This is a genomic window from Ruegeria sp. CDSC081 (assembly GCF_059610485.1).
Window position 1 is genome coordinate 165,296 of sequence record NZ_JBXWNS010000010.1, and the last position, 13,494, is coordinate 178,789.

Annotated in this window: 11 protein-coding genes; 7 read left to right on the plus strand and 4 right to left on the minus strand. The window is 58.2% G+C overall.

Going from position 1 to position 13,494, the window contains the following annotated elements; genetic code table 11:
• The first annotated feature begins 69 nt into the window (after positions 1-69).
• Positions 70-825, plus strand: a complete 756-nt coding sequence (locus tag AC2FH9_RS17620) for a class II aldolase and adducin N-terminal domain-containing protein (protein WP_142637575.1) — start codon at positions 70-72, stop codon at positions 823-825.
• A 12-nt stretch (positions 826-837) separates the two neighbouring features.
• Positions 838-1,827, plus strand: coding sequence for a sterol desaturase family protein (locus tag AC2FH9_RS17625; RefSeq protein WP_496872408.1), 990 nt, complete (start codon positions 838-840; stop codon positions 1,825-1,827).
• On the opposite strand, the gene AC2FH9_RS17630 is transcribed toward AC2FH9_RS17625, so the two are convergent.
• Positions 1,824-2,765: a GlxA family transcriptional regulator gene (locus AC2FH9_RS17630; RefSeq protein WP_496872410.1), complete on the minus strand. Its 942-nt coding sequence runs from the start codon at positions 2,763-2,765 to the stop codon at positions 1,824-1,826. The two genes, AC2FH9_RS17625 and AC2FH9_RS17630, sit on opposite strands and share 4 nt — an antisense overlap.
• Positions 2,766-2,842: 77 nt before the next feature.
• Here AC2FH9_RS17630 and AC2FH9_RS17635 point away from each other — a divergent pair, with 77 nt between their 5' ends.
• From AC2FH9_RS17635 to AC2FH9_RS17645, 3 genes are read left to right on the plus strand one after another with little or no spacing between them, the layout of a single operon-like run.
• The gene (locus AC2FH9_RS17635) at positions 2,843-4,003 is read left to right on the plus strand and encodes an acyl-CoA dehydrogenase family protein (protein WP_496690501.1); all 1,161 of its coding nucleotides are present in this window, start codon (positions 2,843-2,845) and stop codon (positions 4,001-4,003) included.
• Positions 4,000-6,018, plus strand: a complete 2,019-nt coding sequence (locus tag AC2FH9_RS17640; protein ID WP_496872413.1) for an acetate--CoA ligase family protein — start codon at positions 4,000-4,002, stop codon at positions 6,016-6,018. The genes AC2FH9_RS17635 and AC2FH9_RS17640 overlap by 4 nt, the downstream gene beginning before the upstream one ends.
• Positions 6,015-6,794 carry a carnitinyl-CoA dehydratase gene (locus AC2FH9_RS17645; protein WP_496872415.1) on the plus strand — a complete coding sequence of 260 codons (780 nt, stop codon included), beginning with the start codon at positions 6,015-6,017 and terminating at the stop codon, positions 6,792-6,794. Before AC2FH9_RS17640 ends, AC2FH9_RS17645 begins: the two co-directional genes overlap by 4 nt.
• 6 nt (positions 6,795-6,800) lie before the next feature.
• On the opposite strand, the gene AC2FH9_RS17650 is transcribed toward AC2FH9_RS17645, so the two are convergent.
• Together AC2FH9_RS17650 and AC2FH9_RS17655 are read right to left on the minus strand one after the other, a co-directional pair.
• Complete coding sequence (locus AC2FH9_RS17650) at positions 6,801-7,205, minus strand: hypothetical protein (protein ID WP_496698988.1); 405 nt, start codon at positions 7,203-7,205, stop codon at positions 6,801-6,803.
• Positions 7,206-7,332: 127 nt separating this feature from the next.
• Entirely contained in the window at positions 7,333-7,965 is a 633-nt protein-coding gene (locus AC2FH9_RS17655; protein WP_496872420.1) for a class I SAM-dependent DNA methyltransferase, read from the minus strand.
• Between the two features lie 89 nt (positions 7,966-8,054).
• On the opposite strand from AC2FH9_RS17655, the gene AC2FH9_RS17660 reads away from it, so the two are divergent.
• Positions 8,055-8,900: an SDR family oxidoreductase gene (locus AC2FH9_RS17660; protein ID WP_496872421.1), complete on the plus strand. Its 846-nt coding sequence runs from the start codon at positions 8,055-8,057 to the stop codon at positions 8,898-8,900.
• 4 nt (positions 8,901-8,904) lie between these two features.
• Here AC2FH9_RS17660 and AC2FH9_RS17665 read toward each other — a convergent pair whose 3' ends face one another.
• A complete protein-coding gene (locus AC2FH9_RS17665) occupies positions 8,905-10,524 on the minus strand; it encodes a GMC family oxidoreductase (protein WP_496872422.1) in 1,620 nt (539 codons plus the stop codon).
• Between the two features lie 428 nt (positions 10,525-10,952).
• Between AC2FH9_RS17665 and katG the strand changes: the two genes are divergently transcribed.
• Complete coding sequence (gene katG, locus AC2FH9_RS17670; RefSeq protein WP_496872424.1) at positions 10,953-13,154, plus strand: catalase/peroxidase HPI; 2,202 nt, start codon at positions 10,953-10,955, stop codon at positions 13,152-13,154.
• Positions 13,155-13,494 lie beyond the last annotated feature (340 nt).

Sequence of the window (13,494 nt, forward strand, 5' to 3'; positions counted from 1 at the left end):
TTCGTTGGTCAATTTTTTCTACTGCGGGCACGATTTTCCAATCAAGCAATCCGCTGACAGGAGACGGAAATGAGCGTTGCCAGCTTGCGCCCCAATATTGACCATTGGCCTGAACGTGTGGATCTGGCGGCTACATTTCGATGGGCTGAACGTCTGAATATGCACGAAGGGGTCGCAAACCATTTTAGCTTGGCGGTGAATCAGGACGGCACACAATTCTTGATGAACGCCAATCAGATGCATTTTGCACGAGTAAAAGCATCGAACCTGCTTTTTCTGGATGCCAAAGACGCTGATGTCATGACCCAACCCGGCGCACCGGACCCAACTGCATGGGGCCTGCATGGTTCGATTCACCGGCACTGTCCTCATGCCCGCTGTGTAATGCATGTGCATTCCATCTTTGCCACGGTTCTGGCCTCGCTGGCCGACAGCACATTGCCGCCGATCGATCAGAACACCACTACGTTTTACAACCGTTATGTGGTCGATCACGAATTTGGTGGACTTGCTTTCGAAAGCGAGGGGGAACGTTGCGCAACCATGCTGGCAGACCCAAAAAAGAAAGTCATGATCATGGGTAATCATGGGGTTTTGATTTTGGGTAGTAACCCGGCAGATGCCTTTAATAGACTCTATTATTTCGAACGCGCTGCTGAAACGTATATCCGTGCCTTACAGACGGGCCAACCACTGCGCGTTTTGTCAGACGAGATTGCGGAAAAGACCGCGCAGGAGTTGGAAGATTATCCCGATCAGGCCGAGGCACATCTGCGTGAGATCAAAGCGCTGTTGGATGCTGAAGGCTCGGATTACGCAAGCTGACGAGATACCCGGATGACGGATTCTGATCAAAATCCCGAAGCAGCCCGCTGGCACTATCACCCTCAGGGGCCGGTGGCCTTGAACCCGTTGTTCAACTGGCCACTCCGCCCATCAGCGGTGTTGAGGTGGTATGGTGGCGCGTGGCTGCAAATTACTTCTCTGACGCTGTGCATGGGGCTTGCTGTAACGGTCTATGTGCTGTTTTTCCCTGTATTAGAGACTATGAAAGCCTTTCAGCCCGGCTGGATGTTCCGTATCTGGTTGCTGAACATGATTCCACAAACTCTGGTCGCGGGCGGGCTGCATTGGTGGCTGTACATGCGCAAAGGGCAGGGCATGTACAAGAAATTCGACCGCCGGGACCTGACCCGGGACAATGGGACCTTTACCTTTCGCAATCAGGTTTGGGACAATATCTGGTGGACCCTGGGCAGCGCCATGAGTGTCGCCACGATTTACCAATGGGGTATCTACTGGGCGATGGCCAATGGCTATGTGCCCACGGTCACATGGTCCACCGCGCCGGTCTGGTTTATGGTCTGGATGTTGCTCATCCCCATGTGGTCGGGGCTGCATTTCTATTGGGTGCATCGGCTGGAGCATCACCCGAAGCTCTATAAATATGTCCACGCCGTGCATCACCGCAACGTCAATATCGGGCCGTGGTCGGGGATTTCAAACCATTGGTTTGAGAACCTGTTGTACTTCACCACCTATTTCATCCACCTGATCGTGCCGTCGCACCCGATGCATCTGTTATTCCACGCCTATTTCCAGCAGGTCAGCCCGGTTCTGTCCCATTCCGGGTTCGAAAAGCTGAAAGCCGGGGAGACCGAGGCCGCCCGCGCAGGCGATTTTTTCCACCAGCTGCATCACCGGTATTTCGAGTGCAACTATGGCACCTCAGAGATCCCGTTCGACAAGTGGTTTGGCACCTATCATGACGGCTCGGCCGAGGCGACGACGCGCACGCGGGCTTATAAAAAGCAGATGTATACCTAGCCGACCCGTAAGGCACGGGGGGTGATCCCGAATTCGGCCCGGAAGGCGCGGGTCAAGGCGCTGGGATCGTCGTATCCGGCCCGCAGGGCGATCTCGCTGACAGTCAGGTCGGTTTCTGCCACCAGCTTCCGCGCCAAATTCAGGCGCAAGCGGCGATAAACCTGAGCCGGACCAGCACCCAGTTCGGCCTGCATTCGTGTCGACAATGCCTTGTGTGAGCGTCCGACCTGTCTGGCGATATCCGTAATGGGCAGCGGGGTTTCAAGATTTTCCTGCATCAGCGCCAGGGCCTTGTTTACATAGCCGGTGGTCGCCCCGGCCCCGCCGGAATGCGACCGCGCGGAATCGCGGGTCATGAACAGCTGCGCCACCTCAAGGGCCAGCGCCTGCCCATGGTCCTGACCGATCAGATGCAGCACAAGGTCAAACGCGGCCATGGCGCCGGAACAGGTGATGCGGTTCCGGTCGATGACATAGCGCTCGCGCTGGGCGTCGACCTCGGGGAATCGCTCGGTAAAGCTGGTCAGCTCTTCCCAATGGATGGTGGCGCGATACCCGTCCAGCAGTCCGGCCAGCGCCAGCAGCCAGCTTCCGGTGTCCAGCCCAGCCAGAACGTCATAGCGATTTGCGGCGGATCGCAATCCGGTCAGCGTCGGCCAGCCGCCATGCGCGCGAAACCCATATGATGGCATCACCATCAATGTACCGCCGCGGGCAGATTGCAGTCTTGCGTGCGGCGTAACCTGCAACCCCGAGGATGATGTGACCGGCCCTTCTGTCAGCGACAGGAATTCCCAGTCATACAGTTTTCGTCCAGCCAGCGAATTGGCCGCACGCAGGGGTTCGACCGTGTTGGCAAGGCAATGGTTTGAAAACCCATCAAAAAGCAGGACCCCGAATTGCTGCATCGCGGAAGGCGATTTTGTCCATCTTCGCATGGTTAACGTCTATTTCTGCACGATGAACTTTGCAACCCGGGCCACGATATCGCAAGCCCCAGATGTGGAGACCGCAGATGCAATATGGCCTGACCGACGAGCAAGAGATGATCGCCGCGACTGTTCGCAGTTTCGTCGAGAAAGAGATCTATCCACATGAAGAGCTGGTTGAACGTACCGGCGAGGTTCCGCAGGAAATAGCGGATGAGATCAAGCGCAAGACAATTGAATTGGGTTTCTATGCCTGCAATTTTCCCGAAAGCGTCGGATGTGCCGGGCTGAACCATCGGGAATTTGCACTGGTCGAGCGCGAACTGGGCCGGGGATCGATGGCCTTGAACCACTTCTTTGGCCGTCCGCAAAACATCCTGATGGCCTGCGAGGGCGAGCAAGTCGAACGCTATCTGATGCCCGCAGTTCGGGGCGAAAGGATGGATGCACTGGCGATGACCGAACCAGGTGCAGGTTCGGATGTGCGTGGTATGAAATGTGCCGCAGTTCGAGACGGCGGAGATTGGGTCGTCAACGGGACCAAACATTTCATCTCGGGCGCGGAGCATGCCGATTTCATCATCGTTTTCATCGCGACGGGTGAAGATCAGACGCCAAAAGGTCCAAAGAAACGGATCACAGCCTTTCTTGTGGATCGCGGCACGCCGGGATTCACCATCCGGGACGGGTATAAATCGGTCAGCCACCGGGGCTATAAGAACATGGTCCTGGATTTTGACGATTGTCGCCTGCCCGACAGTCAGGTGTTGGGCGAGGTCGATGGCGGGTTCGAGGTGATGAATACCTGGCTATATGCCACCCGCATCACCGTGGCGACCATGTCGGTCGGACGCGCACGTCGCGCCTTTGACTATGCGCTGGACTATGCAGCCACGCGTGAACAATTCGGTCAGAAAATCGGCAAGTTCCAGGGCGTGTCATTCCAGATCGCTGACATGATCACCGAAATCGATGCCGCTGACCTGTTGACGCTGGCAGCGGCCGACCGGCTGGACAAAGGGCTGCCTGCAAACCGCGAGATTGCCTCGGCCAAGCTCTATGCGTCCGAAATGCTGGCACGGGTGACTGACGCCGCGATTCAGGTACATGGCGGCATGGGGCTGATGGACGATTACCCGCTGGAACGGTTCTGGCGCGATGCGCGTGTCGAACGCATCTGGGACGGTACCAGCGAGATTCAGCGTCACATCATCAGTCGTGAGCTGTTGCGGGCACTTGGCGCATGACAACGGCGCTGGCACGGGCGTTGAACCCCAGCTCCATTGCTGTGATCGGTGGTGGGGCTTGGTGCACGTCAGTCATTCAACAGGCGCGCAAGTTCGGGTTTCAAGGCGATATCTGGCCGGTCCACCCCAAAGCCGCCGAGGTCGCCGGAGAGCGCGTTTTTGCGCGGCTCGAGGATTTGCCCACGGCCCCGGATGTGGCCTTTGTGGGCATCAATCGTCATGCAACAATCGAGGCGGTTCAGGCGCTGGCAGCGATCGGGGCAGGGGGTGCGGTTTGTTTCGCGTCGGGGTTCACCGAGGCGCGAGCCGAGGATGATCTGGGCGCCGATCTGCAGGACCAGTTGATTGCAGCCGCCGGGGAAATGCCTGTTCTGGGTCCCAATTGCTATGGTTTCGTCAACGGGCTGGATCAAGTCGCAGTCTGGCCGGATCAGCATGGGATGCAACCGGTGGAACGAGGCGTAGCGATCCTGACGCAAAGTTCGAATATTGCAATCAACATGACCATGCAACGCCGGGCCCTGCCGCTGGCGTTCATGCTGACCTGCGGGAATCAGGCGCAGACACATCAGGCTGACGTTGCCTCAACACTTCTGGACGACGACCGGATCACCGCTATCGGTGTTCATATCGAGGGGTTTGGCGATCTGCGAAAATGGGAGGCTTTGGCCGACAAGGCACGCAGACGGGGCGTATCGGTCGTTGCTTTGAAAATGGGCCGCTCGTCCCATGCGCAGGCGGCGACGATTTCGCATACCGCGTCTTTGGCAGGTAGTGATGCGGGCGCGCAGGCTTTTTTGGACCGGTTGGGAATCGCACGGTTGGACGACATTCCCAGCTTTTTGGAATGTCTGAAGCTGTTGCATGTTACGGGACGATTGCGCGGCAGCGGGTTGGGTACCATCAGCTGCTCGGGCGGTGAAGCCAGCCTAGCCGCAGATATGTCCGAGGGACGCGATCTGCATTTCCCGCCATTGACCAAGGTGCAGCAAGCTGACCTGCGCGCAGCTTTGGGGCCCATGGTGGCGTTGGCGAACCCGCTGGACTACCACACCTATATATGGCGCGATACCGAAGCGATGACCCGCGCGTGGTCGGCGATGACCGGGCCGGAACAGGCCATAACCATTGCGATTGTCGACTATCCTCATACCGACGCGTCGGATTGGGAGTGCGCCACCCAAGCGGCGTTGAACTGCGCTGCCCGGACCGGGCGACCCTTTGCCGTTGCCGCGACATTGCCCGAACTGATGCCCGAGGATGTGGCGCAGCGCCTGCTGGACGGCGGTGTGGTGCCCTTTGCCGGTCTGCATGAAGCCTTGGCTGCGGTTGAGGCCGCCGCGCGGCCGGTTGCGGCACCGGCTGATCCGGTACTGTTGCCCTCGCAGGCTGAGGCAGACCATGTCTTGACCGAAGCAGAGGCCAAACGGGCGCTGGCAGATCATGGTCTGCGGATTCCTCAATCCGTAGTGACGCGTCCGGACCAGGCTGCGCATGCTGCATCGAATCTGACCGCGCCTTTCGCGGTCAAGGGCGTCGGGCTTGCGCATAAATCCGAACATGGTGCGGTGCGCCTTGGCGTCGGCTTGGACGATCTGAGCGCGGTTGCGACCGAGCTTGGAACCGACGAAGTTCTGATCGAAGAGATGGCCCAAGGCGGTGTTGCCGAGTTATTGATCGGCGTCACCCGTGATCCGGCCCATGGCTATGTTCTGACGCTAGGGGCTGGAGGCGTGCTGACCGAAATTCTGCGCGACAGTGTTTCAGTGCTGATCCCGTCATCCCGGGACGTGGTCCGTCAGGCGCTGGGCAAGCTGAACTGTGCGCCGTTGCTTGCGGGGTATCGCGGTAAACCGGCGGCGGATACCGAGGCGATCCTGAATGCAGCCGACGCTGTGCAAGCCTATGTTATTGCCAATGCAGCCCATGTCAGCGAAGTTGAAATCAATCCACTCATCTGCAATCCCGATGGCGCTGTGGCCGTGGATGCTCTGATCCGAAAGGCACGTATATGAACCCGGTTAAAACCAAGCGCGATGGCGCGATTCTGCAGGTCACTCTGGACCGACCCAAGGCAAATGCCATTGATCTGGCCACCAGCCGGATCATGGGTGAAGTGTTCCGCGAATTCCGCGATGACCCAGAGTTGCGCGTGGCCATCCTGACCGGTGGTGGCGAAAAGTTCTTTTGCCCGGGGTGGGACCTGAAGGCCGCAGCGGACGGAGACGCCGTGGACGGAGATTATGGAGTCGGCGGTTTTGGCGGGCTGCAGGAACTGCGGGATATGAACAAGCCTGTCATCGCCGCGGTGAACGGGATTGCCTGTGGTGGCGGGCTGGAACTGGCGCTGAGTGCGGATATGATCATCGCTGCAGAGCATGCCAGCTTTGCCCTGCCCGAAATCCGGTCGGGCACCGTGGCTGATGCGGCCAGTTTAAAGCTGCCAAAACGCATCCCCTACCATATCGCGATGGAACTGCTGCTGACTGGCCGCTGGTTCGATCCGGTTGAGGCAAAAGGGTGGGGCCTGATCAACGAGATCGTCCCAGGTGATCAGCTTTTAGACCGGGCATGGGAACTGGCCCGTTTATTGGCCAGCGGCCCCCCGCTGGTTTACGCGGCGATCAAAGAGATCGTGCGCGACGCCGAAGATTCCAAGTTTCAGGATGCCATGAACCGGATCACCGGGCGGCAGTTGCCGACGGTGGACATTCTATATGGTTCTGAAGACAACCTCGAAGGCGCGCGCGCCTTTGCCGAGAAACGCGACCCGGTCTGGAAAGGGCGCTGAGCGGAACTACGAACCGTTGAACAACGCCTCGACCTCGGCAACTGTTTCGCGAACCTGCTGATCAATTGAGGGGCCGTTGGTTGGTTCATTCTTGACGTGAAGCGTCAGGACAGAATTGGTTTCTGGGTGATGCAGGCTTGGGGACGATTGCACAACGTCGATCAGCCTGTCCTTGCCGATCCAGACAGGCTTGCCCACGGGTGTCGTCAGCTTGATCAGAGCAGTGGCGGCCATCAGTTGCGAAATGATATCTTCGGATGTTGAGCCTGAGTGAAACCTTTTCTTGTCAATGCGGATTGTAAGCGCGTTGGTCGGTTCACTATCACCATGTGTTGGACGCAACCGGATGAAGTTGTCGGAATTAAAAGCAGCAGGGCTGTCTGCGAGATCTACGTAATGAATAAGTGCCATGAGTATCCTCAAACGAACGAAATAATCTCAATATGGTACCATAATTGGACGCTCGACACTATGATCACTAACTGCAAGGCATTCCAGAATGGGGCGTTAATCAGGTCGCCCAGGCACTTTGCTAAGATCAGATCTTCTCGAACATTGCGATAAGGGCGGTATCGTCCCGGTTGGGCCCGGCAGCCAGGTCGCCGTAGATTCGAACTTCGGGCAGGGACAGGTTTTGTATCTGCCCATGGGCAAGCTGGTGCAGGGCGTCAGCAAATCCCAGAGATTCGTAGTGTTTCGCGTTAATCGACAGAGCGAATTGCGCGCCTGACCGGGCCACGTTCAACAGCGCGGGCAGGGCCTCGGGGCCGAGATGGCCATGGGTAAATGTGCCCGAGGACACAATGCCCGAATAGCTGTCGCGCGGGACCGGGATGCCCTGGTTCAGGTCAGCCTCAATCGCGTCGCGGTAGATGTCTTTGCGCAGGGCCTGATCCAGCATCTCGGCGCTGATATCGGTGGCGTCGATCGGACCAACGCCCAACCCGGCCAGTACCGCACCGCAAAGCCCGGTGCCTGCACCGACATCCAAAACCGGACCCTGTCCCCCGGCGCTGACAAAGGCGCGGGCGGTGTGGATATGCAACTGATAGTCCTCGCGCGCCGCAAAACCGTCATCATAGTCGCCAGCCCATTCAGCATAAAGCCGTTTATGGTCCTCGGGGCTGTCTAGCGCATAAGCTGCATGCAGGTCGGGCGATTTTGTACTCATGACTCATGAAAGGCGTATGTGGGGATTCGAATCAAGTATCCAGTGGCGGGTGCTTGCATCTTGGACCATTGGCGATCATCAAGAAGGATATGGTTAAGATACTCTTTTCATTCGGTCACGGATATTCGGCGCAGGCCCTGTCGCGGCATCTTGAACCGGCGGGTTGGCGCGTATTCGGAACTACGCGCGATCCGGCGCAATCGGGTGCGGTCCGCGCATCCTGTGCCAAACCGGTGATCTGGCCCGGTCAGAAGGTTGATTTGGACGGGGTAACACATCTGTTGATTTCGACCGCGCCGAATGCGGGCGGAGATCCGGTGCTAACGGCGCTTGGCGACGAAATCGCTGACCGCGCAGGTCAGTTCGATTGGGTCGGATACCTTTCCACAACCGCAGTCTATGGGGACCACAAAGGCGGTTGGGTGGACGAGGCGACCCTTCCTTCACCAATGGCCGAGCGCGGCAGGTGGCGCGTCCGGGCCGAGACACAATGGCAAGACATTCCGGGCCTGCCCGTCCACATCTTTCGCCTTGCCGGGATATATGGCCCCGGGCGCGGCCCATTTTCCAAACTTAAACGGGTGGGAATGCGCCGCATAATCAAACCGGGGCAGGTGTTCTCGCGCATCCATGTGGCGGACATCGCGCAGGTGCTTGCGGCGTCGATGGCATCGCCGAACCCAGGTGCGATTTACAATGTCTGTGACGATGAGCCGGTGCCGCCACAGGATGTCATCGCCTATGCGGCTGAACTGCAAGGCCTGCCTCTGCCCGCTGCGGTTCCGTTCGACCAGGCCGATATGTCCCCGATGGCCCGAAGTTTCTATAATGAAAACAAGCGGGTCAGGAATGACCGGATCAAGGATGAACTGGGTATCCGGCTTTTGTATCCGGATTACCGCGCTGGACTGCAGGCCCTGATGAAGGACGGCTGAGCCCTTATCGGGCGGTGGCTTTGATCAGGTCCGCGGCTTTCTCGGCGATCATGATGGTTGGGGCGTTGGTGTTTCCCGAAACCAGAGTAGGCATGACCGATGCATCGACCACGCGCAGCCCCTCGATCCCGCGCACGCGCAGTTCGGGGTCAACCACGGCCATCGCATCCACACCCATTTTGCAGGTTCCGACCGGGTGATAGATCGTATCGGCGCGAGCGCGAATATGGTGCTCCCAATCCGCATCGGTCTGAGCGTCATCCATGCCGTACATCGCTTTGTGCCGGAATTTACTGAAGGCCGGCGCGTGCAGAATGTCTTTGGTCATACGCGCGCCCTTGATCAGCGTGTCCAGATCGCGGTCATCGGACAGGTAAGCCGGATCAATGGCCGGAGCGGCAAAAGGATCGGCGCTGTGCAGCCCGACCGTGCCACGGCTTTCTGGGCGCAATTTGCACACATGGCAGCCGAACCCATAGCCATAATGCAGCTTCCTTGCATGATCATCGGCCAAGGAAATGACAAAGTGCAGCTGGATGTCGGGGCGATCCAAAGCCGGGGAGGTTTTCAGAAACGCGGCGCCCTCGGCAAATGGCGTGGCCGCCATCGACTTACCGGTCTTACGCCAGCGCCAAATATGTCCTGCCAAATTCAGTGCGGCAGCGGCACCGATGCCGAATGTGTTGGTGTCCCGGGTTTTATAGAGCAGCGTGAAATCCAGATGGTCCTGCAGGTTCTTGCCAACGCCCGGCAGGTCGTGCCGCACCTCGATCCCATGTTTGACCAGATCATCAGCGGCACCAATCCCGGATAGCTGCAACAACTGCGGAGTTTGAAGTGCACCGGCGCAAACCAGAACCTCGCGCCTGGCGGAGACAGTGATATCCGCACCTTTGGCCTTTTTCCTGTACACCACACCGGTGGCCCGCTTTCCTTCAAAGGTCAGCTCTTTGGCATGGGCGTCGGTAATGACCGTCAGGTTTGGGCGGTCCATGACCGGAAAGACATAGGCTGCCGCTGCCGAGCATCGCTCACCATTCTTCGAGGGGTCGTGAAACTGTGTGACCTGATACAGACCAACGCCCTCGTTATCGCCCCGGTTGAAGTCCCGGCTTCGGCGGTGCTGCATCTGTTCGGCGGCCTCGATAAAGGCAAGCGTGATCGGGCGCGGCTGTTTCTGGTTTGACACGTGCAGAGGGCCGCTGTCGCCGTGATGGTCGTCGGCACCATCTTCGTTATGTTCGGACATCTTGAAATAGGGAAGGACGCTGTCCCAGTCCCAACCGGCACAGCCCAGTTCAGCCCAGCCATCATAGTCCTGACGCTGACCCCGGACGTACAACATTGCGTTAATCGCGCTGGACCCGCCCACCGTCTTGCCGCGCGGCTGATATCCTTTGCGGCCGTTCAGCCCCGGTTGGGCCACGGTTTCAAATGCCCAGTTGTTGATTTTCGGCCGCCCCGGCAGCGAGGCCACTGTTGCCGCGGGCAATCTGGTAAGCATGCCGTTGCCGCCGTTTCCGGCTTCAAGAAGGCAGACACGTATTCCAGGATCTTCGCTCAGACGACCGGCAAGAACCGAACCGGCGGATCCTGCGCCGACAATTACATAATCAAATTGCATTCAGACTCCAAAAATTTTCGGAACCGGCAGTCAAATACGCCGGTCAATCTGTATTAGGCGCGGATCCGAACAAAAGAACCCGCGCTCGTGTCGTTCATAAAGACAGTGGTCGCATACGGATGAAAAACAAGGGCTGTGGTCTATATGTGACCCAAGGTTATTCAGGGATTTGAAAATTGCTCCGATTGCGCGGGATCCGGGGATGTTCTCTTCATAATTATTTCCTATGGTTTTCATCATTAAACAAAACTTTTATGCATGAATGCAATTTGCTATTTCTGACTAGGTCAGGACTTCAGGAATACCGATACCCTTGCCAGATGCTCAGCGTATTTGGATGGGGAAGACGTGTCTTGAATCTGTGTTCTTGATTACCACGAATTTCACTGCGCAAGATCGCCGGATATTAGCTAGGATTGGAGACCGATATGGACGGAAGTGATAACCCCAAAGCAGGCGGATGCCCTGTGATGCACGGCGCTGGAACTCGTTCCAACCGGGATTGGTGGCCGAACCAGCTAAACCTGTCGATCCTGCACCAGCACGGAGCGGCTTCGAATCCTCTGGGTTCGGATTTCGACTATGCCGAAGAGTTCAAAAAGCTGGATATGAAGGCGCTGAAAGAAGACCTATATGCGTTGATGACGGATTCACAGGAGTGGTGGCCGGCGGATTATGGCCATTATGGTGGTCTGTTCATTCGGATGGCCTGGCATAGTGCAGGCACCTACCGGACGGCAGATGGCCGTGGCGGGGCCTCGACCGGGAACCAGCGTTTTGCGCCGCTCAACAGTTGGCCGGACAACGGTAACCTCGACAAGGCGCGTCGTCTGCTGTGGCCGATCAAGCAAAAATACGGAAACCAGATTTCCTGGGCTGACCTGATGATCCTGGCAGGTAACTGCGCCATCGAATCCATGGGTGGCAAAACCTTTGGTTTTGCCGGTGGCCGTGCCGATATCTGGGCCCCCGAAGAAGACATCTATTGGGGAACCGAGACAGAATGGCTGGCCCCGACCGACAATCCGCAGAGCCGGTATTCCGGTGAGCGCGATCTGGAAAACCCTCTGGCCGCAGTGCAGATGGGCCTGATCTATGTAAACCCTGAAGGTCCGGACGGAGAGCCCAACGTTCTGGCTTCGGGTCGTGACATCCGCGACACCTTTGGCCGGATGGCGATGAATGACGAGGAAACCGTTGCTCTGGTTGCTGGTGGTCACACCTTCGGCAAGGCGCATGGCGCGGGCGATCCCGATCTGGTCGGCCCCGAACCCGAAGCCGCCCCGATCGAAGAGATGGGCTTTGGTTGGATCAACAAGTTTGGGTCCGGCAAGGGTGACGATACCACGACATCAGGGATCGAAGGCGCCTGGACCGCAAATCCGATCCAATGGGATAACGGCTATTTCGACCTGCTGTTCGGATATGACTGGAACCTGACCAAAAGCCCCTCGGGCGCGTGGATTTGGGAACCGGTGAATGTCAAAGAAGAAGACATGGCCCCGGCGGCGCATGACGCGTCGAAGAAGGTCAAAACCATGATGACCACCGCCGACATGGCGATGCGCATGGACCCGATCTATGGTCCGATCTCAAAGCGTTTTCACGAGAACCCGGAAGAATTCGCTGACGCTTTCGCCCGTGCATGGTTCAAACTGACCCACCGCGACATGGGCCCGCGTTCGAATTACATCGGCGAGGAATCTCCGGCCGAGGAACTGCTGTGGCAAGACAATGTCCCCGCCGTGGATCACGAGCTGATCGGTGACGCGGATGTGGCCGAGCTGAAGGCTAAGATCGCGGCCACTGGCCTCTCGGTGTCCGAGCTGGTTTCGACCGCATGGGCTTCGGCCTCGACCTTCCGCGGCTCGGACAAGCGCGGCGGTGCCAATGGCGCACGTATCCGTCTTGCTCCGCAGAAAGACTGGGACGCGAACGAACCGATGAAGCTGGCCAAGGCACTGACCGCGCTTGAGGGCGTTCAGGCGGCGTTCAACGGCGCACAATCCGGGGGCAAGAAAGTGTCTCTGGCCGACGTGATCGTTCTGGCCGGTAATGTGGGTGTCGAACAGGCCGCCAAGGCCGGCGGTCAGGAGGTTGAGGTTCCGTTCACCCCGGGCCGTACCGATGCGACGCAAGATCAAACCGATGTGGACAGCTTTGCCGTGCTCGAGCCCGAGGCCGACGGCTTCCGCAACTATCAGAAGACGGATTATTCGGTTTCGCCCGAAGAGCTTCTGGTCGACAAAGCCCAGCTGCTGACGCTGTCGGCGCCTGAAATGACCGCGCTGGTTGGCGGTCTGCGCGTGATCGGCGCCAATTTTGGTGACACCAAGCATGGTGTGTTGACCGACCGCGTCGGCACGCTCAGCACCGACTTCTTCACCAACCTGCTGGACATGGGCACCGAATGGAAACCCGCGGGCAAAGGCGTCTATGAAGGTCGGGACCGCGCCAGCGGTGAGGTCAAGTGGACCGGTACCCGCGTCGATCTGGTCTTCGGCTCCAACTCGCAGCTGCGGGCTCTGGTCGAGGTCTACGGTCAGGCAGGCGCAGAAGGCAAATTTGTCTGCGACTTCGTCTCGGCCTGGAACAGGGTCATGAATGCAGACAGGTTCGATCTGAAGTAAGCCTGCGACCTTCGCAGAATTTGCGCCGTCCGAGGAGACTCGGGCGGCGTTTTGTTTGCCCCGGTTCCGGGCGCATACCCAGCATTGGGTACGATTCCGCCCAGGGGCTGTTCTTTCCCCCATTCCGTGCGGTCCGTTACCGGCTCGGAAGAGAGAATTATTAAGCTAACCTGTTGTTTTCATTAACCTAGAGAAGTTTCTGTTAAGAAATGCAAAGTTTTTTCAGATTGGGGGTTGCAGGTCCCAGACCTAATCCGTAAATACCCCTTCACCGGCGCTGCTGAGGCGCTTGTGACACACTGGAGAGACGGTGGGACGGGTTGGAGAGACGGCCGGACGC

What these genes read in the sequence shown, in the direction of transcription:
- AC2FH9_RS17640 (WP_496872413.1), top strand. Translation starts at nt 4,000, where the DNA reads ATGACAACGGCGCTGGCACGGGCGTTGAACCCCAGCTCCATTGCTGTG.
- AC2FH9_RS17620 (WP_142637575.1), top strand. Translation starts at nt 70, where the DNA reads ATGAGCGTTGCCAGCTTGCGCCCCAATATTGACCATTGGCCTGAACGT.
- AC2FH9_RS17635 (WP_496690501.1), top strand. Translation starts at nt 2,843, where the DNA reads ATGCAATATGGCCTGACCGACGAGCAAGAGATGATCGCCGCGACTGTT.
- AC2FH9_RS17660 (WP_496872421.1), top strand. Translation starts at nt 8,055, where the DNA reads ATGGTTAAGATACTCTTTTCATTCGGTCACGGATATTCGGCGCAGGCC.
- AC2FH9_RS17655 (WP_496872420.1), bottom strand. Translation starts at nt 7,965, where the DNA reads ATGAGTACAAAATCGCCCGACCTGCATGCAGCTTATGCGCTAGACAGC.
- AC2FH9_RS17650 (WP_496698988.1), bottom strand. Translation starts at nt 7,205, where the DNA reads ATGGCACTTATTCATTACGTAGATCTCGCAGACAGCCCTGCTGCTTTT.
- AC2FH9_RS17630 (WP_496872410.1), bottom strand. Translation starts at nt 2,765, where the DNA reads ATGCGAAGATGGACAAAATCGCCTTCCGCGATGCAGCAATTCGGGGTC.
- AC2FH9_RS17625 (WP_496872408.1), top strand. Translation starts at nt 838, where the DNA reads ATGACGGATTCTGATCAAAATCCCGAAGCAGCCCGCTGGCACTATCAC.
- AC2FH9_RS17665 (WP_496872422.1), bottom strand. Translation starts at nt 10,524, where the DNA reads ATGCAATTTGATTATGTAATTGTCGGCGCAGGATCCGCCGGTTCGGTT.
- AC2FH9_RS17645 (WP_496872415.1), top strand. Translation starts at nt 6,015, where the DNA reads ATGAACCCGGTTAAAACCAAGCGCGATGGCGCGATTCTGCAGGTCACT.
- katG (WP_496872424.1), top strand. Translation starts at nt 10,953, where the DNA reads ATGGACGGAAGTGATAACCCCAAAGCAGGCGGATGCCCTGTGATGCAC.